The following is a 23,687-nucleotide window of genomic DNA, read 5'->3' on the forward strand; positions in this document are numbered from 1 at the left end:
AGGCGCTCCCCAAATTGGAGCGCCTTTTTGCGCTTAGAGAGATTAGTAAGATTAGTATGAATGTGATGCCTCATCCCCGAACATATCCTTTTGATTCTTTTTTCGAAAACTTCGCGGGGATTCACCAACTGTTTTGGTAAATAGAATCGTAAAGTAATTCGGGTTATCGTAACCAACCAGTTTGGCAATTTCCCATACTTTTTTGTTGGTTGAGACTAATAATCGGGTGGCTTCACCCATTCTTCGTTGAATCAGGTAGTGATAAGGCGAGGTGCCATAGTGATTTTTATACATATGAATTAAGTAATAAAAATCGATGTGAAACTGATCTGCCAATTCCTTCAGTTTAATGCTTTGCCGATAGTTGGTATCCAAATAGTCCTTAATGCTCTCAACAAGGGTGTTGCTCCGAACACTCTCTCCATCAGGAAGCTGCTGACGGGACAGCCGATCGATGATCATAAGGATAGCTTTCAACACATGCCCAGAAATAGACTCGTATCCGTGTTCCCGGATTGAAAATTCATTGAAGAGAGTCTGCATTAACGAATGAAGCTCATCGGAATATCGGTTGGCTCGAATGATCGGCTCGTTAGAGGGAGGGATGACCCAATCCTCGTGCGTACCTTCTGTAAAACGAAACCCACAATAAAAGGTGGATAACGGGAATTCAGGATTGGACTTCTCCTCGTGAAGAGTACCCTTGTTATAAATGAGCATGTCGCCTTTTTGAGCCCAGTGCTTGGTACCGTCGATGGTGAACAATCCATTGCCTTCAGTTACGTAGATAATCTCGTGCAGGTCGTCATGCTTATGCGTCGGAAAGCTCCAATGCGGATTGTCGGCCAGCTTTCCTACATAAATAATGGTGCAATCTCGATTTGCATGCAGTTGGCCGGATTCGTAGTGTGTATTCATCTATATCTTCCCTTCAGAATCTATAATGATAATCTGTGCTGAAATGACAACATACATAATGTTTTGCAACAAAACCACAACAACCTTGATTGTCGTCATGGCATATCTGACAGTACAATTTCACTATCCAAAATGTACTATATATCGAAAGTGGAGGGATGGGAAAGCAGAAAATACATGAATTAATGATGGTAGACAGAATTGAAGCGCTTGCAACAATAGAAAGGATTAGTGAGTATTGATTTATGACTAGAAATAGAGAGAACCTACTTATTTTAACGCTTACGCTTGTCAGCTTTGTATTGGGAACAACCGAGTATGTCATCGTGGGTGTGTTGAAGGAAATTGAAAGTTACATGAAAGTATCACTTGCTGCCGCGGGAATGCTTGTCTCCGGTTTTGCGATTGCATACGCAGTGGGTACACCATTTGCAGTGGCCTTCTTGGCTAAAATATCTAGACGAAGTTCCATATTGATTGGATTCGGGATCGTATTAGCATTAAATCTGTTGACCGTGTTCTCAACAACGTTCTATTCTCTAATGGCCATTCGCATCGTTTCGGCCGTTGCTTGTGGACTTACGATATCGCTTTCGATCTCGATCGTAAGCGACGCAGTGAACCGGGAGCGAAGAGGGGAAGCCATCGCCTGGATTTTGGGCGGATTTTCTATTGCGAATGTGCTAGGTGTTCCGCTCGGTACATTTATCGGACAACATCTGAGCTGGTCCATGACATTCGTCGTTACGGCATGCATAGGTGTTGTGCCGCTGGTGTTCATGTTCCGTATTCTGCCACGCCGAACGCCAACGATTGCCGGTTCGTTCAGTGATCAGATGTCTCTCTTTTTAAAACCACGGATATTGCTGGCCTGTCTGATCCCGGTACTGGGAAACAGCTGTATTTTCGTCGTTTTTACGTACATTACGCCACTCCTTAGTGAGACAATGGGTGTCCCTGTACAATGGATTAGTGCCATACTCCTGATCTATGGCGCCTGTAGCATCCTGAGTAACTGGATTGGTGCCAAAATAGCCAAGGGTGACTTCCTACCCAAGCTCAAGCGACTTTTCGTCATCCAAGCCATCCTGTTCCTGGGCATGAGTTTTACCGTTTCTAATGTATGGATGGGCTTGGCATTCCTGTTCCTGATTGGATGTGTGTCATCCTCGATGAGCGCGGCATCCCAGTTATATTTGTTTGATGTGTCTGGAACGATCGCACCGGGGTCCAAAGCATTCGCATCTACACTCCTGCCTGTAGCAGCCAACGTGGGTATAGCGCTTGGCTCTGGTGTCGGCGGGATTGCCGTCAACATGGGTGGTGTGCAGTGGGTGCCTCCAGTGGCTGTGATGCTTGCGTTGCTTGCTTTTGTCATTACACAAATATGCCAGCGTTCCATCCAATTGAATTCAGATGAAGAAACCATTGTAAAAGCAGCTTAGATGAGATGATTTTTAGACTAATGGGATGAATGTATATATGTGAGATTTGAACGACAAACAAAGTCGCTGTTCTAGCGGCTTTGTTTGTTTTTATTTTTCCAGCACTCCGGATGAAACGGATTCGTAGATTATAAAGGTAGGAAAATGCAATAATTCAGTGAATTTGTATATGAAGAGATCTGATAAAATGAATGAAAAGATAGGAGGGGAACCCATGAAAAAGCCGATGATCGGTGTTCTGCCTTTGTACGATACAGACAAAAAAAGTTACTGGATGCTTCCGAACTATATGAACGCCATTGAGGAAGCTGGTGGGATTCCAATTATGCTGCCTTTGACAACGGATATCGAGATCATAGCAACTCTGGCTGATGAGTTCGATGGGTTCCTGTTCACGGGGGGACATGATCTCAATCCTGAGCTATATCATGAGTATGCAGAGATTGCCTGTGGGGAGTTGTGTATTGAACGCGATATTATGGAGTCGAACCTGTTACAAAAAGTGATTGAGCTTGATAAGCCTGCCTTTGGCATCTGCCGTGGACTGCAGCTATTTAACGTTATATTGGGTGGAACGTTGTATCAAGACATTCCAACCAGCCTTCAACTTCATGTGAACAAGATCGTTACTCACAAGCAAAGTCCGCCTTACTGGAATCTTGTACATGATGTACATATAGAGCAAAATAATTTGCTTCATGATATCTTGCAAACCGATACGATACAAGTGAACAGCTATCACCATCAGGGAATCAAGAAGTTATCGGATAAATTAACTGCCGTGGCAGTCGCTGAAGATGGACTCGTTGAGTCGGTAGTCATGGCAGGCCGCTCGTTTGTTTTGGCCGTGCAGTGGCATCCAGAGTATAGCTACAAAGTAGATGACTATAGTCAGAAGTTATTTGCGGCATTTGTTAATGCTGCTAAATCCCCACGCTATAATATCCTTATTGAAGACATAACCGCATAAAAAAGATTAGGAACAGAAAAAAAGACCTCCTGTTTATAAAAAACAGAGGAGGTCTTTTTAATAGTGAGAGTAGACGTGATTGTAGTCGCGATATCACCATTGTATAGGCAGTATTATTTTAATCCAGACTTGGTGTTGGCATGCTCTTCAGCATGAAGGGAAGCAATCAGCTTCTCGCCTTCAACATCCAGGTTCGGCAGGATGCGATCCAGCCATTTCGGAAGTGCCCAAGCTTTGTCTCCGAAAATAGCCATGATAGCAGGGACCAAGCCCATACGGATGATGAAAGCATCAATCAGAATGCCTACCGCCAAGGTGAAACCAATCTGCTTGATCATGACATCATCGGTGAAGATGAATCCTGCGAATACAGAGACCATGATCACCGCTGCGGCAACAACCACGCGACTAACCTGGTTGTACCCATGAACGACGGATTCGGTTCCGCGTTGACCATGAACATATGACTCCCGCATGGAGCTAACCAGGAAGACCTGATAGTCCATCGCGAGGCCATACAGGATACCTGTCACGATGATCGGCATAAAGCTGAGCAGCGGGCCGCCGGTATCGAAACCAAAGAGCGAATGCAGCCAGCCCCATTGGAATACAGCAGTCGTGATCCCGAATGTAGCCAGGATACTAAGCAGGAAGCCAATTGTTGCTTTGATGGGAACGATGATCGAACGAAATACGAGTAACAGGATGATCAGTGACAGCAGGATGATAATGCCTACATAAACAGGGAACACCTGGGCCAGTTTGGCTGACATATCGATGTTAACAGCTGTAAGTCCAGTAACTCCGAGCTTCACATCATAGTTCTGTGCGATACCGGAATCAGCCGAGCGCAGATCATTGACCAGTGTTTTAGTTAGCGCATCGTTAGGACCTGTTTTTGGAATGAGACTAAAGATCGCCAAATCTTCTGTCATCCCAAGTGGTGTAACCTGTGCAACGTTGTTTTGACCTTGCAGCTCCATCATCAGACCACCCAAGAGTTCCGGGGTGACTTTGGTGGAAGATTGATTAGGCTCTGCGACCAGAATAAGTGGTCCGTTGAATCCTTCTCCGAAGCCTTCCGAGATGGCATCATAACTCTGTCTTGCGTCTGTATCGAGATTCGCTGAGGAAGCGCCAGGGATACCCATTTCCATTTTGGCGATCGGTGTGGCCGCAAAACCAAGAATGACGATGATGGCGATAATGGTAGCCCAACGATTCTTGATAACGAATTTCACCCATCTATCCGCGACTCCGTGGCTAGTGGCTTTAGGAAGTTTCGTGCTTTTCTCACGAGCTTTGGCGGAACAGATGCGTTCTCCTACCAATCCCAGCAAAGCCGGCAACAGGGTTAAAGCAACGAATACGTTGATGAGCACGGTGGCAGCTGCGACCAAAGCCATCGTAGACAAGAAGGTGAGACCGATGACAAGCATACCGCACAGTGCAATAATGACCGTTAATCCGGCAAAAAATACCGCGCTGCCCGATGTGCCAATGGCTCTTGCCGTTGCTTCTTTTGCGCTCAAGCCTTGATCAATAATCATTCGACGCTGGCGATTGACAATGAAGAGCGCATAGTCGATTCCGACAGCCAATCCAACCATAAGAGCCAGAACGGAAGTGACACTAGGCATTTCAATGAATTTGGAGATTGAGAACGCACCACCAACTCCAATGGCAACACCGAGGAGTGCTGTGATCAGAGGCAGACCTGCTGCAACGACGGAGCCAAGGGTGATCAGCAATACAATCACAGCAATGACCAGTCCAACAATCTCAGCCGAGCCGACCCCAATTGATACCGCTTTGAGCGTTTCGCCCGGCAGCACCGTAATATTGGTTCCTTGCTCTACCGTCATAACGGACTGAATCACGGAATCAAATACATCTTGCGTGATGGCAGACTGTTCGATTGTAAATTGGAACTGGAACAGTGCGATACTGCCGTCCGAAGAGATCAGCATGCCAGGTACAGGAACACCATCCACCATTAAAGGTCCATAGGGAGGAGGTGTGGTTGTTGCGGCTTGCGCCGAATCAGTAGCCTGAGCATTCTGAGCCATCTCAGCTGTAGCACCTGAATTACCCGCTTCAGCTGCGTAGTCCGCAGGGTTAATGACTTTGTCTAATCCGTAAACTTCATTAACACCTTTCATCATGGCCGCCAAACGTTCAGGCGTATCCAAACGCTCGTTGTCCGGTGCTTTGAACACAACGCTTCCTTGACCGCCAGAGGCGGCTGGTAGTTCTTTTGCCAATTGATCCAGAACCTTCTGCGACTCTGTACCTTCAATCTTCATTTCAGAACTGATGTGAATACCATTGATGCTGATCATGGAGATGACAATTCCCAGAATTAAAACCCAGCCAATAATGAAGGTTGCAGGTTTGCTAAAAGCGGTTTTCCCCACTCGATATAATAATGTAGACATTTCTCTATTTTACACTCCCTCTAAGATGAATGTGGATGGTTAGCTTGTTCGAATCCTGTTCGCAAGTGACCAAACATGGTTTCTAAAAATTGATCGAACGTTACAGCACCGGGCTTGGTATCTTCAGTAATGGTTTGTCCGGGCAGCAACACATTGAGTCTTCCATCAATTAATGGCAGTATGGTACCGTACATTGCATTAATTAGAAGATAAGTATAAATCTCGTCGTGCTTTCCGTTAGATAAGTCTAATAAGGTTTCTTGTGCCTGCGTCTGCATGCGGTGCATGGCTCCAAGGTAGTGCGGTTCAAGCACGGGATAGGTCTGGGATAGCGATAGTAGCTGATGTAGTCTTCCTATTAGTTCTGTTGTAAGCTGCATTTTGATCAGGTCATACAGTACGTCAAGCAAGGAGACATTTTCGGGCATTTCGGTAAGTAAAGCTTCGAGTTCCGTTGTATTCTGAACGGATGTTGCGCCTCTTGCTACGGCTTCTTCTTTACATGTGAAGTAGTTTGCAAATGTTCTACGTGAACAACCCACCTGATGTACGATATCTTCCACCGTAAAGCCATCAAGGCCATGTTCAAGGGTAAGTTCAAATGCAGCAACAGCAAGCGCTCGTTCAGTTGCTTCTTTTTTCAAATGTCGCAAGTTTCTTTTGGTCATTATTCTCCGCTTATGCGTTCACCTCCAGCACCAATGACTATGGTGTAATTATAATAATGAAGAGCATACATACTTAGCATGCACGTTGTGAGGATTATCATAACAACAATTTGCCCAATGTGCAAATTTACTCATTGTGCAATTATTTTGGTGTGACAGGCATACTTCGAATCAAAGCTTCAACTCCAAAGGAATCAATGTTAAAATCAGAGAAAAACCTGGGGCGATGACGGGACATGAGTAGTCGTAAACAAAGTTTATTGGAAACAGCACTTGCACTATTTTTAGAGCATAGCTATGCAAATACAACAATTCAGATGATCTTGGATCAATCGAGTGTATCCAAAGGCACATTCTACAAATTCTTCAGTTCGAAAGAAGACTGTTTATATTCGATTATTGATCAGCGTATGCAAAAGGATGTTTTCATTCGTAAAGAGCTTGAGCAAAATCACTATACATCGGATTATGACTTGCTCGTAGATCAGATAGCTATTCCTATGTCCGTACCTAATAAAGAGCGAGTATGGGAATTATATTGGACTGGTTTTTATTCCGGGGAGATCAACTCAGCGAAACTAGCTACAGTTCAGCTAAATTGGCTGTCTGCACGCTTGATTCAGGTGTACGGGAAGGACATCAGCTTGTATGCCAACGAAGGTGCAATATTGTGCTATGGCATATTACACCAGATTGCCAACACTTCGAGAAGTCTAAATACGCCAAAACCGGTATGGAGCGAAGTGGTTCCCAAAGTATTAACGTACATTGAAGTGATACTAAGAACAATGCACCAGAGAAATGAACATATTTTCGACTTTCAGTCTCTCTATTTCCTGAATGCGGACGAGCGTAACCGTGACATGGGGATGGATATCGATACTCTGCTGGAGGAATTGGAAGAGTTCAATAAGCGTGTTCAAAAATCCAAGGAATCTGCACCATTGAAGCAACTTTCGAAAGGGCTTTTGGCGCTTTTAGAGGACAAAGAGGATTTAAATATTCCTGTAATTGAAGTTGTACTTCAAGCATTCCACAAAGAGTACAAATCCAATACTTTTCACGCAGAAGCCAATAGATTGACCGAAGCTTGCTGGTGGTTTTTGGAACTGGTGAAACAACGTCATTAATATGGGGGTTGGCCCAAAAGCCGACCTCTTTTTTATGTTTTTTGTGCTTGCAAATATAATGATTATACTAATCGTATATTAATAAAGTATTGGTATAACAGTTGTTTAGTGTAGTTATTTCTATGAAATTTGAAATTAAATATACGAGTGGTATATAATCGAAATGAACATATATTTCCATAGATTTGAAATAACTTCACTTCGAAAGGAAGATTATTATGAATCATTCGAATAACCAGACATCAGAAAAAACAGAGTTTAATTTATTTAGCGAAGAAAATAGTAAAGATCCATTTGCTATATTTGCACAGATGCGTTCCAAAGGATCCGTTGTCCCGATCCCTAATCCGATGGGTGGAGCAGGGCAAACCTGGATTGTAACTCGGATGGACGTTGCCATGGAAGTGTTGAAAGATCATTCTCAATTTACGGTAGACATGAACTCTATTGATAGCGGCAATGATATTCGAAAGAATCTCTCAGGCGAGCTTGGCTCATCCGAACCCCAGACCTTTTTTACCGGAAAGTCGATGCTCTTTGTGGATGAACCGGATCACCGAAGACTCCGTAGCCTGGTTTCCAAAGCGTTCACACCTAGGTATATGGAAAGCCTACGTCCACGCGTCCAGGAAATTGCCGATGAATTAATTGACCAATTTGAAGGAAAAGGAGAGATGGATCTTGTAAAAGATTATGCCTATCCTTTCCCAATCAACGTTATTTCTGAGATGCTAGGTATACCTCTGGAAGACCGACCTCAGATCCATGTATGGTCTGAAGCTATTGCGAAAGGTCTTGGTTTTGGTAAACAGGACCCTGCCGTAGCACAACACTTGCGATCATTCGCAGAGTACACCTCACAGCTTGTGGCGAATAAACGAGTAGAACCTTCAGATGACCTCATTAGTCAATTAATTGCGATTGAGGAGGAGGGAGATCGACTGAATGAAGATGAATTAATATCCATGATCACGTTATTGATATTTGCCGGACATGAGACAACTTCCAATCTGATTGCAACCGGCTCATATCTTCTTCTGACCCATCCCGAACAACTGGAACAACTGAAACAAGATCTGAATCTGGTTCCTTCTGCGGTGGAGGAGTTGCTGCGATATAACGGACCCGCCACTTCTTCAGGTCCTCGTTATGCAACGCAGGACACGGAGCTGGATGGACAATTGATTCAAAAGGGAGATGTCGTGATTCCCCTTCTGAAATCAGCGAATCGGGACGAGCAGCAGTTCACTGACCCCGAAGAGTTGGATATCGAACGCAAAATAAAACGGCATTTGGCCTTTGGACACGGCATCCATATGTGTCTCGGTGCTCCACTTGCTCGTGTGGAAGGGGACGTGGCATTTACTACTCTTTTACGTCGGCTACCGGATATTCAACTCAGCGTTCCTCAGGAAGAGATTCATTGGCACTCCGCTTTGTCATCACAGGGCTTGGCAGCATTGCCTGTGAAATTTTAATAGATTAACTTAGTGTAATTCACTGGGGTATGACGAATTTTCGTCATACTCTTTATTTGTAATGATGATAGAATGGTATGAACAAGAAGCATTTCAATGGAGTGAACATGCTTAATGTAAAAGATAAAGTCGAGTACATAATTTTTGTTATGGAGGTAAACCTTATGAATAAAGATGAACTTTTCATGCATAAAGCCATTGAAATTGCTCTGCAAGCTCGCAAAGAAGGAAACGAACCATTCGGAGCCATTCTGGTGAAAAACGGAGAGGTCGTCATGATTGGGGAAAATAAAATCAACACTTTTTGTGACCCTACACATCATGCAGAAATTGGTCTTATCCGAAAGTATTGTTCCGAACATCATGTGTTTGATCTAAGCGAATACACTCTTTATACGAGTTGTGAACCGTGTGTGATGTGTTCGGGTGCTATGGTTTGGTCGAATCTGGGGAGGCTGGTGTATAGTGTATCCCATGATCAATTAGCTGAAATTGCTGGTGGCAACATCATGATCGCGTGTGAAGAAGTATTCGACAAAAGTCCTCAAAAGCCTGAAGTAACAGGGAAATTACTTAACACAGAAGGCTTAAAAGTCTTCGAAGGATATCAATTTCATTCCTAGTTGTAATTCGGTCAAAAAATTATTTTTTGATAATTGCTTGATTTTTTTTTCAACGTCTGATAGTGTAAGACCTGTGATTTTGGGAAGTTGATTTATCAATATGAATTAGAGCTTTCCAGCAGATAATTTTTGACCACTTTCATCAGGAAGTTAAGGCCATACGGACAGCCGGGTCAAACGCCGATTGGCAACTTACGTTGCTTTATTGATTGAGTTCAAAGCTCAAATTTTATAAGTTGGTTACTTTACAACCAGTGCAATTGCACATCAACTTGTGAAACGGTCAATAAGAGTGGTAAAGGCGAATTATTTGCTATATAGACTCTGATCCAATATTGATATACATGAAGGAGCTTTCCGCCAAAGGAGTTCTTGTGAACTTTTTTGGTCATGGAGACTTCACGTCTTTTTTATGATGTATATCGATAAGCAAGTGTGATGATGCGCGATTGCGGGCATTTTTCACCTTGCTTTTTTTGTTGTCTTGTTGTTGTCAGCGTATTAAACCAATTAAAAAAAATACATATTGGGATAGGAGAATGTAAAATGGGAAAAGCACTAATCATCGGCGCCGGCGGCGTTGCTTCCGTGGCAGTACACAAATGCGTTCAAAACAGCGAAGTTTTTGAGGAAATCTGCATCGCGAGTCGTACAAAATCCAAATGTGATGAGCTCAAAGCCAAGCTGGACGGCGGAAAAACAAAAATTACAACAGCACAAGTAGATGCTGATAATGTTGACGAATTGATCGCTCTGATCAACGAAGTTAAACCGGATATCGTTATGAACCTTGCTTTGCCGTATCAAGATCTGACAATCATGGATGCTTGTCTTGCAACTAAAACAAATTACATGGACACAGCGAACTATGAGCCACATGATACAGCGAAGTTCGAATACAGCTGGCAATGGGATTACAAAGAGCGTTTTGAACAAGCAGGCATCACTGCATTGCTCGGAAGTGGATTTGACCCAGGCGTGACAGGCGTATTCTCCGCTTATGCCCTGAAGCACTACTTTGACGAAATTGAGTACATCGACATTCTGGACTGCAATGGCGGCGACCACGGCTACCCGTTCGCAACCAACTTTAACCCTGAGATCAACATTCGTGAAGTATCTGCGAACGGAAGATACTGGGAGAATGGTGAATGGATCGAAACAAAACCGATGGAAATCAAACGTGTCTACGACTTCAAAGAAGTTGGCGAGAAAGACATGTACCTGTTGTACCATGAAGAACTGGAATCTTTGGCGAAAAACATGCCAGGTCTGAAACGTATCCGTTTCTTCATGACATTTGGTCAAAGCTACCTGACTCACTTGAAAGCTCTTGAAAATGTAGGCATGACTTCAATTGAGCCTATTGAATATGAAGGCAAACAAATTATCCCACTGCAATTCCTGAAAGCAGTACTGCCGGATCCAGCATCCCTTGGACCACGCACTGTGGGTAAAACAAACATCGGTTGTATTTTCAAAGGCAAAAAAGATGGCCAAGACAAAACATATTATGTTTACAATATCTGTGATCACCAAGAGTGCTACAAAGAAGTGGGTTCCCAAGCGATCTCGTACACAACAGGCGTTCCAGCTATGATCGGTGCAGCAATGGTTATGACAGGCAAATGGAACAAACCAGGCGTATACAATGTAGAAGAGTTCAACCCAGATCCATTCATGGAAGAGTTGAACAAATGGGGCCTCCCATGGGTAGAAGACTTCAACCCGGTACTCGTGGATGAGCTGCCAGAAGAAGTTAAAGAATCGGAGCTTGTTCGTTAAAATGCGGTTCGAGCAATTACCGACACCATGTTTTGTTGTTGACGAGGCGCTTATCGAGAAAAACCTGAAAATCCTGAACGGTGTTATGCAGCGTACAGGTGCCAAAATCGTGCTAGCTCAAAAAGCATTCTCCATGACTGCGATGTATCCACTGATTGGTGAATACCTGAGCGGTGCAACGGCGAGTGGTTTGTATGAAGCGCGTCTGGGCCATGAGGAAATGGGCAAAGAGAATCATGTCTTTGCTCCAGCATACCGAGCAGAAGAAATCGACGAGATTCTCTCCATCTGCGACCACATTATTTTCAACTCATTTTCACAGCTTGCAAAATTCAAGGATAAGGCGCTTCAAGCTGGCCGTAAGGTCGGCTTGCGCGTCAACCCTGAATGCTCTACCCAAGAAGGACACGAGATCTACGATCCGTGTTCTCCGGGTTCGCGTTTTGGCGCGAAACTGGAGGATTTCGATGCAGACCTGTTGGAAGGTGTCTCCGGACTGCACTTCCACACGCTGTGTCAGCAAAATTCCGATGATCTGGAGACTACGCTGAATGCAGTGGTTGAGAAATTCGGACAATGGTTGCCACAAATGGAATGGATCAACTTCGGCGGTGGTCACCACATCACACGTGAAGATTATGATATTCCAAGGTTGGAAGCTTGTATCAAGCGTATGCAGAACGACTATGGCCTGGAAGTATATCTGGAGCCGGGAGAAGCTGTTGCGCTGAACGCGGGTTATCTGGTGACCTCTGTGCTGGACTTCCATAAAAACGGTATGGACATCGCTATTCTGGATACTTCAGCTACGTGTCATATGCCGGATGTGTTGGAAATGCCATATCGCCCGCCGCTGATCGGTTCGGGAGAAGTGGGTGAGAAGGCTCATCTGTATCGCCTAGGTGGACAAACCTGTCTGTCTGGTGACGTGATTGGGGATTATTCATTCGATCAGCCTTTGCAAGAAGGCGACCGTCTGGTATTTGAGGACATGGCGATCTACTCCATGGTGAAAACCAACACGTTCAATGGCATGCCGCTTCCAGCGATTGCTGTTAAACGAAAAGACGGCGATTGCGAAGTTGTCCGCGAATTCGGATATCAGGATTTCAAAATGAGGCTAGCATAATTACTTCATTATATAGTAAGTATTAATATAGAATTGATTATAAATAAAAAGAAGGGAGCCTGGAGACAGGTTCCCTTTTTAACGTCCAATAATGTTTAACGATTAGATTAGAAGATGTTTATTAGCCAGGTTAGGTGATGTCTAACCGTTTCCGGGGATTCGGTTTCGAGTTCAGTTTCGGATTAATTTTGTGGTTTCGAGGCTGCTCTCGCTGCGTATGGAAAGATCGGTTCTCTGAGTTCAAAGTCATACGTTAATCCATCCACAATGCCGACCACGCTCTCGCTGTCATACAATTCAAGTAAAAATCCAGCCATTTGTTCTGCCGTATGGAACTTCGGAACTCTGCCTTCATATTCAAACTCGTCTACATTAAAGGAATGTTTCGCGAATTCCGTCTCGGTTGCAGCCGGAGCGAGCACTTTGGCCTGCATTGCTGCGTTCTTGCCTTTTAACTCTTGCGCAAGTCCTTCGGTAAAGGCACTTACATAAAACTTGGTTGCGCAGTAGGTTACAGCATCGGCCACAATCGTATATCCTCCACCAGAGGAGATATTAATGATCTGTGTGCCATCCACATCTGCATAATCACGTACATACAGGGAAGAAAGAATCGTAAGAGCTTCTATATTAAGATGAAGCATCTGTTCAATCTTGGGCAGATGCTGTTCGCCAACGGAAGCGAAATTCCCGAATCCTGCGTTGTTAATCCATGTCTCAATGGAATAAGCCTGAAGACCTTCATAGAATTCATGCACATTAGCGGCAATGGACAGATCCACTGTACGAATGACAACATCCAGATCAGGATTAATTTCAGCTACTTTTGCTTTTAATTTGTCCAATTCATCGGTTCTGCGAGCTGCCAGAATCATATTTTTGCCACGAGCTGCAAAAGCTAAAGCCGCTTCATATCCAATGCCTGAACTGGCACCGGTAATCACTGTGTATTTCATGGAAACTCCTCCTGGATCTGATTTCATATTTATTGTGATATGACCACGAGTTGATTATACTGATTAGAGCTTACTCTAAGTCAAGCGGGAAAATGGAGGGGAGGTTAACCATGCATACCATTGGTGAAGTGGCAGAATTGCTTCATATTAGTGCGCATACGTTGCGTTATTATGAGAAGGAACAGATTGTGATTCCTCTCCGAGATGCCAGTGGAGACAGACGGTACAACGAGTCACACCTGAAATGGCTACAATTTGTGATCAAATTAAAAGAGACTCAAATGCCCATTGCGATTATTAAGAAGTATGCATCCTTGTTTCAGGAAGGGGAGCATACGGCGGCAGATCGTTTGAAGCTGCTGGAGGAGCATAAAGAGTCGATCCAAAAACAGATGCACATCCTTAATACAGCTGATGAGATGCTTGAGCATAAAATTTCGGCGTATCGAACGCTCATCGGACAATGAAGTAACACACACAAATGACGATCTATTGCCAAAACAGTGATTTTTATTATAGACTGTTTTTTATCGGTTGTTCATCAAGGGGGAAATGGAATGCATCAAAACAGAAAACAAAAGTCAAACAAGTTAAAGATCCTCTCCAAAGTATTATTGATTATTATTGGGGGATTTATAACGGCATATGGCCTGGAAGCCATATTGATCCCGAATAATGTCTCAGATGGTGGTGTCACAGGTCTAAGTATCGTAGGATCACAGTTGTTCGGATTACCACTGGGGATGCTCATCGGGATTATTAACATTCCATTTGTGTGGCTCGGGTACAAGCAAATCGGTAAAAGCTTCGCGTTATATTCGATCATTGGTATTGCTTCACTGGCAATCAGCACCAGTCTGATGCACCATGTACCAACCATCATTGAAGGCGATACCTTGCTCGTTACGGTTGTCGGCGGGATTATCATCGGTTTCGGTATGGGACTTGCATTGCGTAATGGCGGGGCATTGGATGGCATAGATATGCTGGCTGTACTCCTTTCGCGAAAAGTACCTTTTGGAACCAGTGATCTCATTCTGTTCCTCAACATGTTTGTCTTTATTGTCGTTTCAACCGTATTCGGTCTGCAAGGAGCGATCTTGTCAGGACTTGCGTATTTTATTGCTTCTAAAGTAATACATATTGTTGAAGAGGGCTTGAGCGGCTCCAAAACGTTTAAAATTATTACGAATCAACCAGAGATCATGGTTGAAACCATTCGGGACCGACTAGGTCGTGGTGCAACGTACACTGAGGCGTACGGTGGCTATTCTAATGAACAATTCAAGGAAATCACTTGTGTCATTAACCGGATGGAAGAGAGTAAGATTAAAGATATCATTCATGAAATTGATCCGACTGCCTTTGTCGTCGTATACGATGTAGCTGAGGTAAGAGGCGGCAATTTCAAAAAGAAAGATATTCACTAATCACGTATTAGTAACTAAAAAAACGCGCTGAGAGGATCTCTTAGCGCGTTTTTTGTATTAGATATATTATTTATGAGAACCCTCAAAGCTATTTCCGGTTGCTCCAGCTAATATTTCTCACTGAAAATGGTACTGAAACTGCTGTCAACTCCTTCAATAAACAAAGGCACAGCATAAACATTGCCGATGTCTGACAAATCCTGATTTAAATTCATATCCTCAATAACCAGAATATATTTTCCATCCACACGATCTTTTCCCAGGATCTTCTGATGGAAAGCGATAGCTTCATCCTCATGAAGTGAAGAGCCCGCAGAGATCATATCCATGCCAATCGCTCGTAGCGAATCAAACACCATGAGGTAACTGGCAGCAGATGCGGCAAACCCAGGGTTATGATCACTATAACGAATAGGGTCTGAGGAACGTAGCTTCCCAAAACCTGTGCGTATGAGCAGCAAATCAGAACCGGCAATTAGGTTCTCATATGGCTCCAAATCGGCTTTAGTGATCAATTCGTCATCACTTTTGGGAATGTCGAGGATCGAAGGATGGTGGAAGATAAAATCGTCAATTGGAATCTCACTCAGTTTTTTTCCTTTGGGATTAAAGTGCCAAGGCCCATCAATATGAGTACCGCTATGGTTAAGGGATGTGATGATAAATTGATTGTACTTAGCTCCTTTTTCTATACTGGACTGTTGTTGAATCTCAACAGGCGGATTATCTTTGTAAACTGGAGTATTCACGCTAAGAGGATAGGACAAGAGCAGTCGCTTCATTTACCGTACTCCTTTGTAATCCACGTTTATAGTTTCTAACAAACCCATCTAACATGTAGTGGCTCTTATATATTACACGATCAGATACAGTGCTTGAGCATATATTATGTAAGGTTCCTGGTGTTAATGCATAAGCATAGCTCTCTTATGGAAAACTTCTGTAGTACGAATCATTGCATGACTTAATAAATGGGAGGTTTGCATAGTGACAAAGCAGGACCCGCAAGAGCTTTTGAAACAAAAACACGAACTGGATGAACAAAAAAGACAGTTCACTAATTTTTCCCGAAATATTTCCGGTCATGGTGAGGTTGAAGCTGGTCAAGAGTTCAGTGTTGACCGGGTACCAGATGACCAAAACCGTATGAAATCGGTTGAGAACAGACGCGGCGAAGTTTAAAAAGGTAGAACGTAAGCCGATCCTTTTTCATGGATCGGCTTTTTCTTGCGTAGCATGTTATCGAATAGGAAGATATATGTTGTAGTTGAGAATGATTATCGATAGAATGGAGAAAAGTGAAAATATCCGCTGATTTTGCTGATTTTTTGCTAACTTAATGGGTTGTGGAAGGTGAAGGAAGAGATGCACGTAGAAGAGCATGTGAAGTTATGGAATCTGGCCTCAATTAAAATATGGGATGTGCGTCACGTCGTCGTGCGTGCTGGCGAACCCATTCATGCCTATCGATTTCCAATTAGCGGGTTTATATATACAGTTCGCGGCAATGCAACGATTACGCTGGATGACACGATGTACGCGATCGATCAGATGCAAGTCTTACATGGAGGCAAGGGGGTATGGATGAATATCTCCCTGAACAAGGATTCATTCGAGTTTTATTTGATGTTTTATCGGGCTAATTTGTCGTTAACCAATACTCGTGAGAATCAAGCTCTGCTCAGGCAACATGTCCCGTTTCATGTGCAATATGCTTTTGCCCCAAGCTATCCCATTGACTTATATGACAAAGTCCAAAGAATAGAGCAACATTGGGAACGGACAGATGCGTTCTCGAAATTTCAGGTAAAGACGTTATTTTATCAATTTATTAATGAATTAATGAGGCAGTTAAGTACACAAGGGATTGACACTGCCAAACCAGATCTGGTAGCTCAAGCCGTTCGTTATCTTCATGAGAACTACATGTTGCCCATTATGGTCGATCCGCTCGCAGAAATTCTGGATTGCAGTGCAGGGCATCTGTCGAGAACGTTCAAGAAAGAGACAGGTAGCAGTCTGATTACCTATTTAACTCGGATACGGATGTACAAAGCCAAGGAGCTGCTGTTACACACAGATGCATCTCTTCAGAAGATTGCCGAGGCAATCGGCATTCCGGATGTGATCTATTTTAATCGATTATTTAAAAAGCATGTTGGCCTTTCACCAGGTCGTTTCAAACAAAAATGTATCGCCCTGCCAACCGGTCAGAATAATGCTATCCGAGAATCAGAATTATCCATTGTCAGTCCCCTGCATCGCGGTTATGATCCTATTGATGATGATAATTATTATCAATACAAACCCAAAGGAGAATCACTTACATCTATGAGAGCGAGAAAACCCGTTGCATTGCTTTTGATGCTCAGCCTTACATTATTAATATCAGCCTGTTCCCCTTCTCAGGGCAATTCAGCAACAAGCAGTAATGGAACAAACGGTAACAATGCTCCAACTACAGAAGTCGCGCAATCCACCGAATCAGCAGTACAGGAACGTGTTGTTAAACATCCTTGGGGAGAAACGGTCATCAAAGGTGATCCTCAGCATATTATTTCGTTGTTCCCGGCTGCAACGGACTATTTGTTAGCACTCGGTATTGTACTCCAGGCAGCATCCAGTAATGAGGAGGGAAGTGATCAGTTTCCTACCTACCTGTCCGATCAACTACAAGGAAAAGAAAATCTGGGCTGGCAGGTTGATCCCAACTACGAAAGCATATTGGCGGCAGAGCCAGACCTGATCATCGGTCAGGATTTCATGAGTGATGCCTATGACAGCCTCAGCAAAATTGCGCCTACCTTGCTGGCAGAGAAGCTGCAGGACGAGCAAGGTATTATTCGTATGAAAACCAGCCTGTTACATATGGGAGATATGTTAGGGAAGACGGATCAGGCCAAACAAGTCATTGAAGAATACGAGAAGAAGGCTGCAGAAGCCCGCGAGAAAATCAAGCAATCCATCGGAGACGAAACCGTAATGTTCCTGCGTTTATCCGATAAAGAAGTGCGTTATTACAGTAAAAGAAACTATGAAGTTCTGTACGACGATCTCGGCCTGACACCTCCTGTATCCATACCTGACCCGACGGATTCAATGAAAGTAATCTCCATGGAGTCATTACCATCGATTAATCCGGATCATATTTTCCTGTTGTCATCAGACGAGAATGAAACGACAGAATTGCAAAAAACAGCAGTGTGGAAGAGCCTGAATGCTGTTAAAAATAACAATGTCTACATCGTTGAATACGGCTTGTGGTTCCAAGGCCCCGGAGGACCTATCGGACAGACCAAGATTATTGACGAAGCGGTAAATTTCCTTACCCAATAAATAAGCAAACGAGACAGGAGGATTAACACATATGGAAACGTCCGTCGTGGAGAAGCTCATTCGTGAACGAAGAACTATTCGTCAGTTCAATGGCAAACCGCTGGCGAAAGAAACGATCATACACTTGCTCGAAGCTGCCGTGTGGGCACCCGTGCATTCACGTAAAGAGCCTTGGCGCTTCATTTTATTTGTGGAAGAAGGTCGGAAGCAATTCGCTGATGCCGTACTGCATACGTTCTCCAAGGATGAGCGAGAGCGCTGGGGAGAGAAGTTGCAAAAAGACTATTGTGAGTCCATCCAAGCTCATCTGCTTGTTGTGATCGAGGCTGATCCTAGACAAAGGGTGTGGGAAGATGCTGTTGGCGCAAGTGCTGCGCTTATTCAGAATTTACAACTTCTGGCATGGGAGCAGGGTATCGGCGTTGTGTGGAAGACAAATGAATATAATTTCGATCCTGATTTCTACTCCAAGACCGCTGTGAGACCAGGAGAGAGAATTGTTGGCACACTTCATCTGGGGTACTTTGATCAGGATAAGATTCCCAAGCCTCGTCCTCGTACTCCAGTAGAAGAGTTATTGACCTGTGTCTCTGTGGCACTTTAATATGTTCAACAGACATACCGCATTGATTCAGATATTTTACGTCCGTAAGCCAGTTTACGGATTCGTCGTCAAGAGAACTGTAGTTAACCGCTTATCCCTGATTACGATCATTGAAGCAATATAGGTGGTGGTCAATATATGTAAAAGGTCGTATATTATTAATATGTGGATTGTAGCAGTGAACATGGACCACATCGCAAAATGATATACGATTATACATAAAAGGACGGGGAAAGATGGACTTTAAACCGCTTGCTTCATTTATTGACCGCATGACATCCTGGCGCATTCCGTGGGCAGAGGTGCTGGTGATGCATCGAAATGATACCGTTTTCCATTACCGCAATGGCTTCGCCAATCTGGAGGAGAAAACGCCGATCGGCGATGGAGCGATTTTCAATCTATACTCCATGACCAAAATCATGACCTGCGTTGCAGGCTTGCAACTGGTGGAGAGAGGGGAAATGCTGTTAAGCGATCCGTTGTCCGATTATCTGCCTGAGTATGCTGAGATGACAGTTAAGAAAACGATGGCAAACGGAGAGATCCGACTGGAAAAGGCGACAAGAGCCATTACAGTACGTGATTTGTTTACCATGACTGCCGGCTTCTCCTATGATGTCGGTAACCCCAGCATTCAGGAAGCCGTCAAAAGAACCAACGGAACATTGCCGACACGGGACTTCGCGAAAGCGCTTGCGAAAGAACCATTGCTGTTTGAACCAGGGACACACTGGAACTACAGCATGTGCCATGATGTGCTCGGAGCATTGGTGGAAGTGGTAAGTGGCAAACGGTTTGGTACGTATCTGCGGGAAGAAATCACTGGACCACTTGGCATGAACGATACGGCGTTTAATCTGAACGATGAGCAGCAGTCGCGCCTGATTCCGCAGTATGCGTACAATGATGAGCTTGAGAAAGCTGTACGTATGGATGGCAATGGATTCCGTGTGGGTACTGAGCTAGAGAGCGGCGGTGCAGGGTTGCTATCCACCGTTAGCGATTATGCACGTTTTCTGAACGCGCTTACTGGTCTTGGTACAAGTCCAGAAGGCGTACGGATTCTGTCTCAAGCTTCAGTGGAACTGATGCGAACGGATCACCTAAACGAGATGACCCGCGGTGATTATTCCTGGGATCATATGTATGGATACGGCTATGGACTAGGTGTCCGGACACATATCTCCAAAGCAGGCAGTGGCTCACTTAGTCCCCTTGGTGAATTTGGGTGGAGCGGCGCTGCTGGTTGTATGGCCATTATTGATCCGGATTCAGAACTTACGGTCATGTATGCACAGCACCTGCTGAACAGTCAGGAGCCGTACGTTCAACGACGCTTACGTAATGTCGTGTATTCCTGTATGTAAATCGTATTGTATTCGTAGTTACTTGAAGAGCCGCTAATAAGCGGCTTTTTATATTATATGGATCAAAAACGATTCATTAGATTGTTATTTCTTTATTAGAAAGGGTATGTTATCATTCTTAGGAAAATAGTACTAATGGGAGGATATGCTTATCGAATATTAACCTATATTAATTACATAGTTCGATCAAGATTACACGTTAGCAAGTACCTGTTTGAATGTTGAGATTGTGCACGGTTTAAAATTAGAAAAGCTTACTAGATTGTTATTTATTTACTCAAAGGAGAGTCAACGATGATACACCCTAAGCACCAATCAAAATGGGCTTCACTGGCCTTACTTACCTTATTCGCCTACATTCTGAGCGCATTGCTCCTGCTACCATCCCATGCCGATGCCAAAGGAGAGCAAATCTCCGCCAAACAGCTCGAAAGTATGAGCCGGCTTTCATTTACGCTTCGTGATGCCAAGCAAACGGCTTACACCGTTTATATTTTCGCTTATGATGAACAGAAGAGCACGCTGACTGAAGAAAATGGCTGGACCAACAATAAAAAAGGCGACAAGAGTTATTCAGGAACGTATCGTGCAGCCTTGCTGAAAAAAGGTGCAGCATACGGTACAGTCCAAGCAGCAAAACTGGATCTGAATACGATTATTTTACCTCAAACCTGGAACTTCGTTGTGAAGAGCAAAGAGGCTAGTACACCAGATATGCTGATGATCACTGACTGGGGAACTTCTAATTTCAATGAGGTGAAAACGTATATTGTTCGCTCTGGGGAATTGCGCCGTGTAACATTTGTCGATAATAAGGGAAAAAAATCGACGATTCCTACTCTGCAAGCAGAAATGATGGAATCCGTACTCTTTCAGGTGCCCGAGTACAGTTCAAAAATTACAACAACCTTCAATTCGTCTATGGAGTTAATACGTTTAAGCTGAATGTAAACAAATTGGAATTGCGGTTGGAAGATACGCGTAACCTCCGTTCAAAAGCTTGGCCTAACTCGGGAGTTGGCGATCGCGCTTACCTGAAAAGCCTGAAGGAAGCCGCTTTAAAGGGTGCATTACCCGGCAGAACGGATGTTAAGATTGGCATGACGCTTCAAAATGCGCAAAAAAAACTGGGGAAACCAACCTCTCGTTCAAACGAGGAATGGGGAGCGTTCTATTATTATTCTAAATTCGGCGTCGGATTCGATTCATACATGCACGAACTTACCAATAAATCACGTATTGCCGTTTTTGATTTGTACAATGAGAAGCAGAATCTTTCTCCATGGAATGTGAAAATATGGATGGGGAAACCTTCCTCAGAATATTACAATGAAGTCGTTGGCGGTTATGAGATGGTATACGAATTAGGTAATCACGCCATTGTATTTAACTATGAGGAAGAAGAGGACTTGATTGACTTTACGAGTATATATTAAGGTATAACATCGTAAGAAACGAAAGTATATCGTATTGGTATATACATGAAAAGCCGCTGATCAGCGGCTTTTTTTGTTATCCATGGCAGTGGTTGCGTAGTCTATTTTATTGGAGTGTTATTAGAGCTTTGCACAGAACGTACACGATTGACTAAATAAATGCCGACCGACACAAACAGCAATGCAGCCAGATTTTTCAGTTCCAGAATCGTTTCACCTAAGAATAAAGCCGATAACAATGCGCCAAATACAGGGATTAGGAAGTTGTACACAGACACTCTTCCGACCTTGTTGTACTTGAGAAGCATATTCCACAAACAAAATGCGACGGATGACAGTAAAGCCAGGTAGATCAAGTTACTAGTGGATTCCAGAGTAAAATGAGTGACCCGACCGCCGAGTGATAAACCTAACAGCGTAAGTACCAGTCCTCCGACGAATAAGCTGACACCTGTTATGATCAGAACATCGATCGTAGCTGTGAGACGTTTTGCATAAAGGGCCGTAACGGAGAAAACAAGTGCTGCTATAATCACGAAGCCTTCGCCTGTGAATGAAAAGGAAAAAGCAAGCAGATCCGTATGGAAGTTTACGATGATTACACCAACGAATCCGAGCAAGCAGCCAACGATTTTATTTCTGCTTAATTTGTCATTCTTATAAATGAAATGGGCCAGAACAACACTGAAAAAGGTCGTAGTTGCATTCATAATGGAGCCTTTGACACCCGTCGTATTGGCTACGCCAACGTAGAAAAACATATATTGCAAACCCGTTTGCAATATACCTAACATGATAAGGCCTGTCCACTGAGGCCTGGACAATTGGAGTTTCTGTTTTCTAACGATACGAGACAGGAGCAAGAGCAGCATACCCGCCAGTGTAAAACGGTATCCGGCAAATACATACTTGGAAGCAATATCTTCCGGCAGAATGTTAAATGCGATATATCCAAGTTTGATGGACGGGTACGCACTTCCCCATAACAAGCAACACAGGCTTGCCACGAGCATGACAAAAATAGGATCACTAAACTTACTTGGTTTCTTAAGGGTATTTCTCTCTATCACTTTCGATCTTCTCCTCGCATTTCATGCATATATGTATGTACGAATCTAATATCCTCACAAACCATATCACATAACGCCAATGTTTGTAATGATAATTAATAAACCGCTCCCCAGGTGGTTAGATTATAAAAGAGGAACGGTTCATGAAGCGTCTTTGTTATAGATTCCTTTCTAATAAAATCCCAACTTGTTCTGCGACAGTATGAGGTTGCCGGGGTAATCCATTGGTGAAATAGGATTCCACGATACCAACGATCGCTGTACCAAAGAACGTAAGAATAACTTCTTTCGTTAGTCCTTTATTTTTTCCCTCCGTTATATTCACCTCATCTTCCAGTTCTTCAATAACGAGAGCGAGGAAGCGACTGCGGAAAAAAGGGGCTCCTTTACTCCGTAACATAGCTGAGAAGAATGAATAGTGAATTTCAAAATAATCGAACCAAAGTACATTGCTTTCTATAAAATCCAGATCGCATGCTTCCTTGCACAATCTTCTTAGTTCATCGATATGTTCTTCGATTAATTTATCCAGCAAGTCGAATTTGTCCGAATAGTGATGGTATATCGTTCTGCGGCCGACATTAGCATGATCAGAGATATCCTGCATCGTAATGGTATCGAAAGGTTTCTCGTTCATGAGCTTGATAAAAGCGGATTTGATCGCTTCCTGAGACTTAAGTATTCTTCGATCTGTGATAGAAACGATAGTAATCACCATTCTTTCCAGAGAGTAATTGCACAAATGTTGTCCCCTTGCGCAATAAGGCACAGATCAGGTTCATTTGATCCTTGCAGAGGCAGTACAATTATTTTATATTATACACGAATGTGCGATATCGCACTTATGTGTTTTTTTTGAACAATGGTGAACACAATTCGTTAAATTAATTCATTGGAGGTA

22 protein-coding genes are annotated in these 23,687 nt (G+C 43.6%); 15 read left to right on the forward strand and 7 right to left on the reverse strand.

Annotation, left to right across the window (positions count from 1 at the left end):
• Positions 1-51: 51 nt before the first annotated feature.
• Positions 52-918 (reverse strand): AraC family transcriptional regulator, encoded by an 867-nt coding sequence (locus tag PAHA3_RS08655; protein ID WP_062834367.1) that lies wholly within the window; start codon positions 916-918, stop codon positions 52-54.
• A gap of 245 nt (positions 919-1,163) precedes the next feature.
• On the opposite strand from PAHA3_RS08655, the gene PAHA3_RS08660 reads away from it, so the two are divergent.
• Positions 1,164-2,363, forward strand: a complete 1,200-nt coding sequence (locus PAHA3_RS08660; RefSeq protein WP_062834368.1) for an MFS transporter — start codon at positions 1,164-1,166, stop codon at positions 2,361-2,363.
• 214 nt (positions 2,364-2,577) lie between these two features.
• A complete protein-coding gene (locus tag PAHA3_RS08665; RefSeq protein ID WP_062834369.1) occupies positions 2,578-3,333 on the forward strand; it encodes a gamma-glutamyl-gamma-aminobutyrate hydrolase family protein in 756 nt (251 codons plus the stop codon).
• Positions 3,334-3,446: 113 nt separating this feature from the next.
• Here the strand turns inward: PAHA3_RS08665 and PAHA3_RS08670 are convergent, their stop codons facing one another.
• Both PAHA3_RS08670 and PAHA3_RS08675 read right to left on the reverse strand, forming a co-directional pair.
• A complete protein-coding gene (locus PAHA3_RS08670; RefSeq protein ID WP_062834370.1) occupies positions 3,447-5,771 on the reverse strand; it encodes an MMPL family transporter in 2,325 nt (774 codons plus the stop codon).
• 20 nt (positions 5,772-5,791) lie between these two features.
• The gene (locus PAHA3_RS08675; protein ID WP_062834371.1) at positions 5,792-6,439 is read right to left on the reverse strand and encodes a TetR/AcrR family transcriptional regulator; all 648 of its coding nucleotides are present in this window, start codon (positions 6,437-6,439) and stop codon (positions 5,792-5,794) included.
• A gap of 236 nt (positions 6,440-6,675) precedes the next feature.
• Here PAHA3_RS08675 and PAHA3_RS08680 point away from each other — a divergent pair, with 236 nt between their 5' ends.
• From PAHA3_RS08680 to nspC, 5 genes are all read left to right on the forward strand, one after another.
• A complete protein-coding gene (locus tag PAHA3_RS08680; RefSeq protein ID WP_062834372.1) occupies positions 6,676-7,569 on the forward strand; it encodes a TetR/AcrR family transcriptional regulator in 894 nt (297 codons plus the stop codon).
• A gap of 218 nt (positions 7,570-7,787) precedes the next feature.
• Positions 7,788-9,047 (forward strand): cytochrome P450 family protein, encoded by a 1,260-nt coding sequence (locus tag PAHA3_RS08685; protein ID WP_062834373.1) that lies wholly within the window; start codon positions 7,788-7,790, stop codon positions 9,045-9,047.
• 164 nt (positions 9,048-9,211) lie between these two features.
• The gene (locus PAHA3_RS08690; protein WP_062834374.1) at positions 9,212-9,670 is read left to right on the forward strand and encodes a nucleoside deaminase; all 459 of its coding nucleotides are present in this window, start codon (positions 9,212-9,214) and stop codon (positions 9,668-9,670) included.
• Positions 9,671-10,216: 546 nt separating this feature from the next.
• Positions 10,217-11,455 carry a saccharopine dehydrogenase family protein gene (locus PAHA3_RS08695; protein WP_017688530.1) on the forward strand — a complete coding sequence of 413 codons (1,239 nt, stop codon included), beginning with the start codon at positions 10,217-10,219 and terminating at the stop codon, positions 11,453-11,455.
• 1 nt (position 11,456) lies between these two features.
• Positions 11,457-12,584 (forward strand): carboxynorspermidine decarboxylase, encoded by a 1,128-nt coding sequence (gene nspC / locus PAHA3_RS08700; protein WP_062834375.1) that lies wholly within the window; start codon positions 11,457-11,459, stop codon positions 12,582-12,584.
• A gap of 182 nt (positions 12,585-12,766) precedes the next feature.
• Here the strand turns inward: nspC and PAHA3_RS08705 are convergent, their stop codons facing one another.
• Positions 12,767-13,540 carry an SDR family NAD(P)-dependent oxidoreductase gene (locus tag PAHA3_RS08705; protein ID WP_062834376.1) on the reverse strand — a complete coding sequence of 258 codons (774 nt, stop codon included), beginning with the start codon at positions 13,538-13,540 and terminating at the stop codon, positions 12,767-12,769.
• A gap of 110 nt (positions 13,541-13,650) precedes the next feature.
• Between PAHA3_RS08705 and PAHA3_RS08710 the strand changes: the two genes are divergently transcribed.
• Positions 13,651-14,007 carry a MerR family transcriptional regulator gene (locus PAHA3_RS08710; RefSeq protein ID WP_062834377.1) on the forward strand — a complete coding sequence of 119 codons (357 nt, stop codon included), beginning with the start codon at positions 13,651-13,653 and terminating at the stop codon, positions 14,005-14,007.
• A 90-nt stretch (positions 14,008-14,097) separates the two neighbouring features.
• Entirely contained in the window at positions 14,098-14,970 is an 873-nt protein-coding gene (locus PAHA3_RS08715; protein ID WP_036670902.1) for a YitT family protein, read from the forward strand.
• 107 nt (positions 14,971-15,077) lie between these two features.
• Here PAHA3_RS08715 and PAHA3_RS08720 read toward each other — a convergent pair whose 3' ends face one another.
• Complete coding sequence (locus PAHA3_RS08720) at positions 15,078-15,752, reverse strand: cyclase family protein (RefSeq protein ID WP_062834378.1); 675 nt, start codon at positions 15,750-15,752, stop codon at positions 15,078-15,080.
• A 205-nt stretch (positions 15,753-15,957) separates the two neighbouring features.
• Here PAHA3_RS08720 and PAHA3_RS08725 point away from each other — a divergent pair, with 205 nt between their 5' ends.
• The 6 genes from PAHA3_RS08725 to PAHA3_RS08750 all read left to right on the forward strand — a co-directional run bounded on the left by PAHA3_RS08725 (position 15,958) and on the right by PAHA3_RS08750 (position 21,716).
• Positions 15,958-16,152, forward strand: a complete 195-nt coding sequence (locus tag PAHA3_RS08725; protein ID WP_017688524.1) for a hypothetical protein — start codon at positions 15,958-15,960, stop codon at positions 16,150-16,152.
• Between the two features lie 183 nt (positions 16,153-16,335).
• Positions 16,336-18,306, forward strand: coding sequence for an AraC family transcriptional regulator (locus PAHA3_RS08730; RefSeq protein WP_062834379.1), 1,971 nt, complete (start codon positions 16,336-16,338; stop codon positions 18,304-18,306).
• 31 nt (positions 18,307-18,337) lie between these two features.
• The gene (locus PAHA3_RS08735) at positions 18,338-18,910 is read left to right on the forward strand and encodes a nitroreductase family protein (protein ID WP_062834380.1); all 573 of its coding nucleotides are present in this window, start codon (positions 18,338-18,340) and stop codon (positions 18,908-18,910) included.
• A gap of 236 nt (positions 18,911-19,146) precedes the next feature.
• Positions 19,147-20,280: a serine hydrolase domain-containing protein gene (locus tag PAHA3_RS08740; RefSeq protein ID WP_062834381.1), complete on the forward strand. Its 1,134-nt coding sequence runs from the start codon at positions 19,147-19,149 to the stop codon at positions 20,278-20,280.
• 294 nt (positions 20,281-20,574) lie between these two features.
• A complete protein-coding gene (locus PAHA3_RS30390) occupies positions 20,575-21,225 on the forward strand; it encodes a hypothetical protein (RefSeq protein ID WP_062834382.1) in 651 nt (216 codons plus the stop codon).
• Between the two features lie 23 nt (positions 21,226-21,248).
• Positions 21,249-21,716 carry a DUF4309 domain-containing protein gene (locus tag PAHA3_RS08750; RefSeq protein ID WP_167350859.1) on the forward strand — a complete coding sequence of 156 codons (468 nt, stop codon included), beginning with the start codon at positions 21,249-21,251 and terminating at the stop codon, positions 21,714-21,716.
• A 101-nt stretch (positions 21,717-21,817) separates the two neighbouring features.
• Here PAHA3_RS08750 and PAHA3_RS08755 read toward each other — a convergent pair whose 3' ends face one another.
• Both PAHA3_RS08755 and PAHA3_RS08760 read right to left on the reverse strand, forming a co-directional pair.
• Positions 21,818-22,786 carry a DMT family transporter gene (locus PAHA3_RS08755; RefSeq protein ID WP_153028186.1) on the reverse strand — a complete coding sequence of 323 codons (969 nt, stop codon included), beginning with the start codon at positions 22,784-22,786 and terminating at the stop codon, positions 21,818-21,820.
• A gap of 157 nt (positions 22,787-22,943) precedes the next feature.
• Positions 22,944-23,423, reverse strand: a complete 480-nt coding sequence (locus tag PAHA3_RS08760) for a TetR/AcrR family transcriptional regulator (RefSeq protein ID WP_371327905.1) — start codon at positions 23,421-23,423, stop codon at positions 22,944-22,946.
• Positions 23,424-23,687 lie beyond the last annotated feature (264 nt).

The sequence above is a fragment of the Paenibacillus amylolyticus genome (assembly GCF_001570725.1).
In the GTDB taxonomy this organism is placed as follows: Bacteria; Bacillota; Bacilli; order Paenibacillales; family Paenibacillaceae; genus Paenibacillus; species Paenibacillus amylolyticus_A.

Coding starts and splice junctions, on each gene's coding strand:
- PAHA3_RS08705 (WP_062834376.1), bottom strand. CDS start 13,540: ATGAAATACACAGTGATTACCGGTGCCAGTTCAGGCATTGGATATGAA.
- PAHA3_RS08695 (WP_017688530.1), top strand. CDS start 10,217: ATGGGAAAAGCACTAATCATCGGCGCCGGCGGCGTTGCTTCCGTGGCA.
- PAHA3_RS08740 (WP_062834381.1), top strand. CDS start 19,147: ATGGACTTTAAACCGCTTGCTTCATTTATTGACCGCATGACATCCTGG.
- PAHA3_RS08680 (WP_062834372.1), top strand. CDS start 6,676: ATGAGTAGTCGTAAACAAAGTTTATTGGAAACAGCACTTGCACTATTT.
- PAHA3_RS08720 (WP_062834378.1), bottom strand. CDS start 15,752: ATGAAGCGACTGCTCTTGTCCTATCCTCTTAGCGTGAATACTCCAGTT.
- PAHA3_RS08715 (WP_036670902.1), top strand. CDS start 14,098: ATGCATCAAAACAGAAAACAAAAGTCAAACAAGTTAAAGATCCTCTCC.
- PAHA3_RS08760 (WP_371327905.1), bottom strand. CDS start 23,423: ATGAACGAGAAACCTTTCGATACCATTACGATGCAGGATATCTCTGAT.
- PAHA3_RS30390 (WP_062834382.1), top strand. CDS start 20,575: ATGATACACCCTAAGCACCAATCAAAATGGGCTTCACTGGCCTTACTT.
- PAHA3_RS08690 (WP_062834374.1), top strand. CDS start 9,212: ATGAATAAAGATGAACTTTTCATGCATAAAGCCATTGAAATTGCTCTG.
- nspC (WP_062834375.1), top strand. CDS start 11,457: ATGCGGTTCGAGCAATTACCGACACCATGTTTTGTTGTTGACGAGGCG.
- PAHA3_RS08735 (WP_062834380.1), top strand. CDS start 18,338: ATGGAAACGTCCGTCGTGGAGAAGCTCATTCGTGAACGAAGAACTATT.
- PAHA3_RS08685 (WP_062834373.1), top strand. CDS start 7,788: ATGAATCATTCGAATAACCAGACATCAGAAAAAACAGAGTTTAATTTA.
- PAHA3_RS08655 (WP_062834367.1), bottom strand. CDS start 918: ATGAATACACACTACGAATCCGGCCAACTGCATGCAAATCGAGATTGC.
- PAHA3_RS08665 (WP_062834369.1), top strand. CDS start 2,578: ATGAAAAAGCCGATGATCGGTGTTCTGCCTTTGTACGATACAGACAAA.
- PAHA3_RS08670 (WP_062834370.1), bottom strand. CDS start 5,771: ATGTCTACATTATTATATCGAGTGGGGAAAACCGCTTTTAGCAAACCT.
- PAHA3_RS08730 (WP_062834379.1), top strand. CDS start 16,336: ATGCACGTAGAAGAGCATGTGAAGTTATGGAATCTGGCCTCAATTAAA.
- PAHA3_RS08710 (WP_062834377.1), top strand. CDS start 13,651: ATGCATACCATTGGTGAAGTGGCAGAATTGCTTCATATTAGTGCGCAT.
- PAHA3_RS08675 (WP_062834371.1), bottom strand. CDS start 6,439: ATGACCAAAAGAAACTTGCGACATTTGAAAAAAGAAGCAACTGAACGA.
- PAHA3_RS08660 (WP_062834368.1), top strand. CDS start 1,164: ATGACTAGAAATAGAGAGAACCTACTTATTTTAACGCTTACGCTTGTC.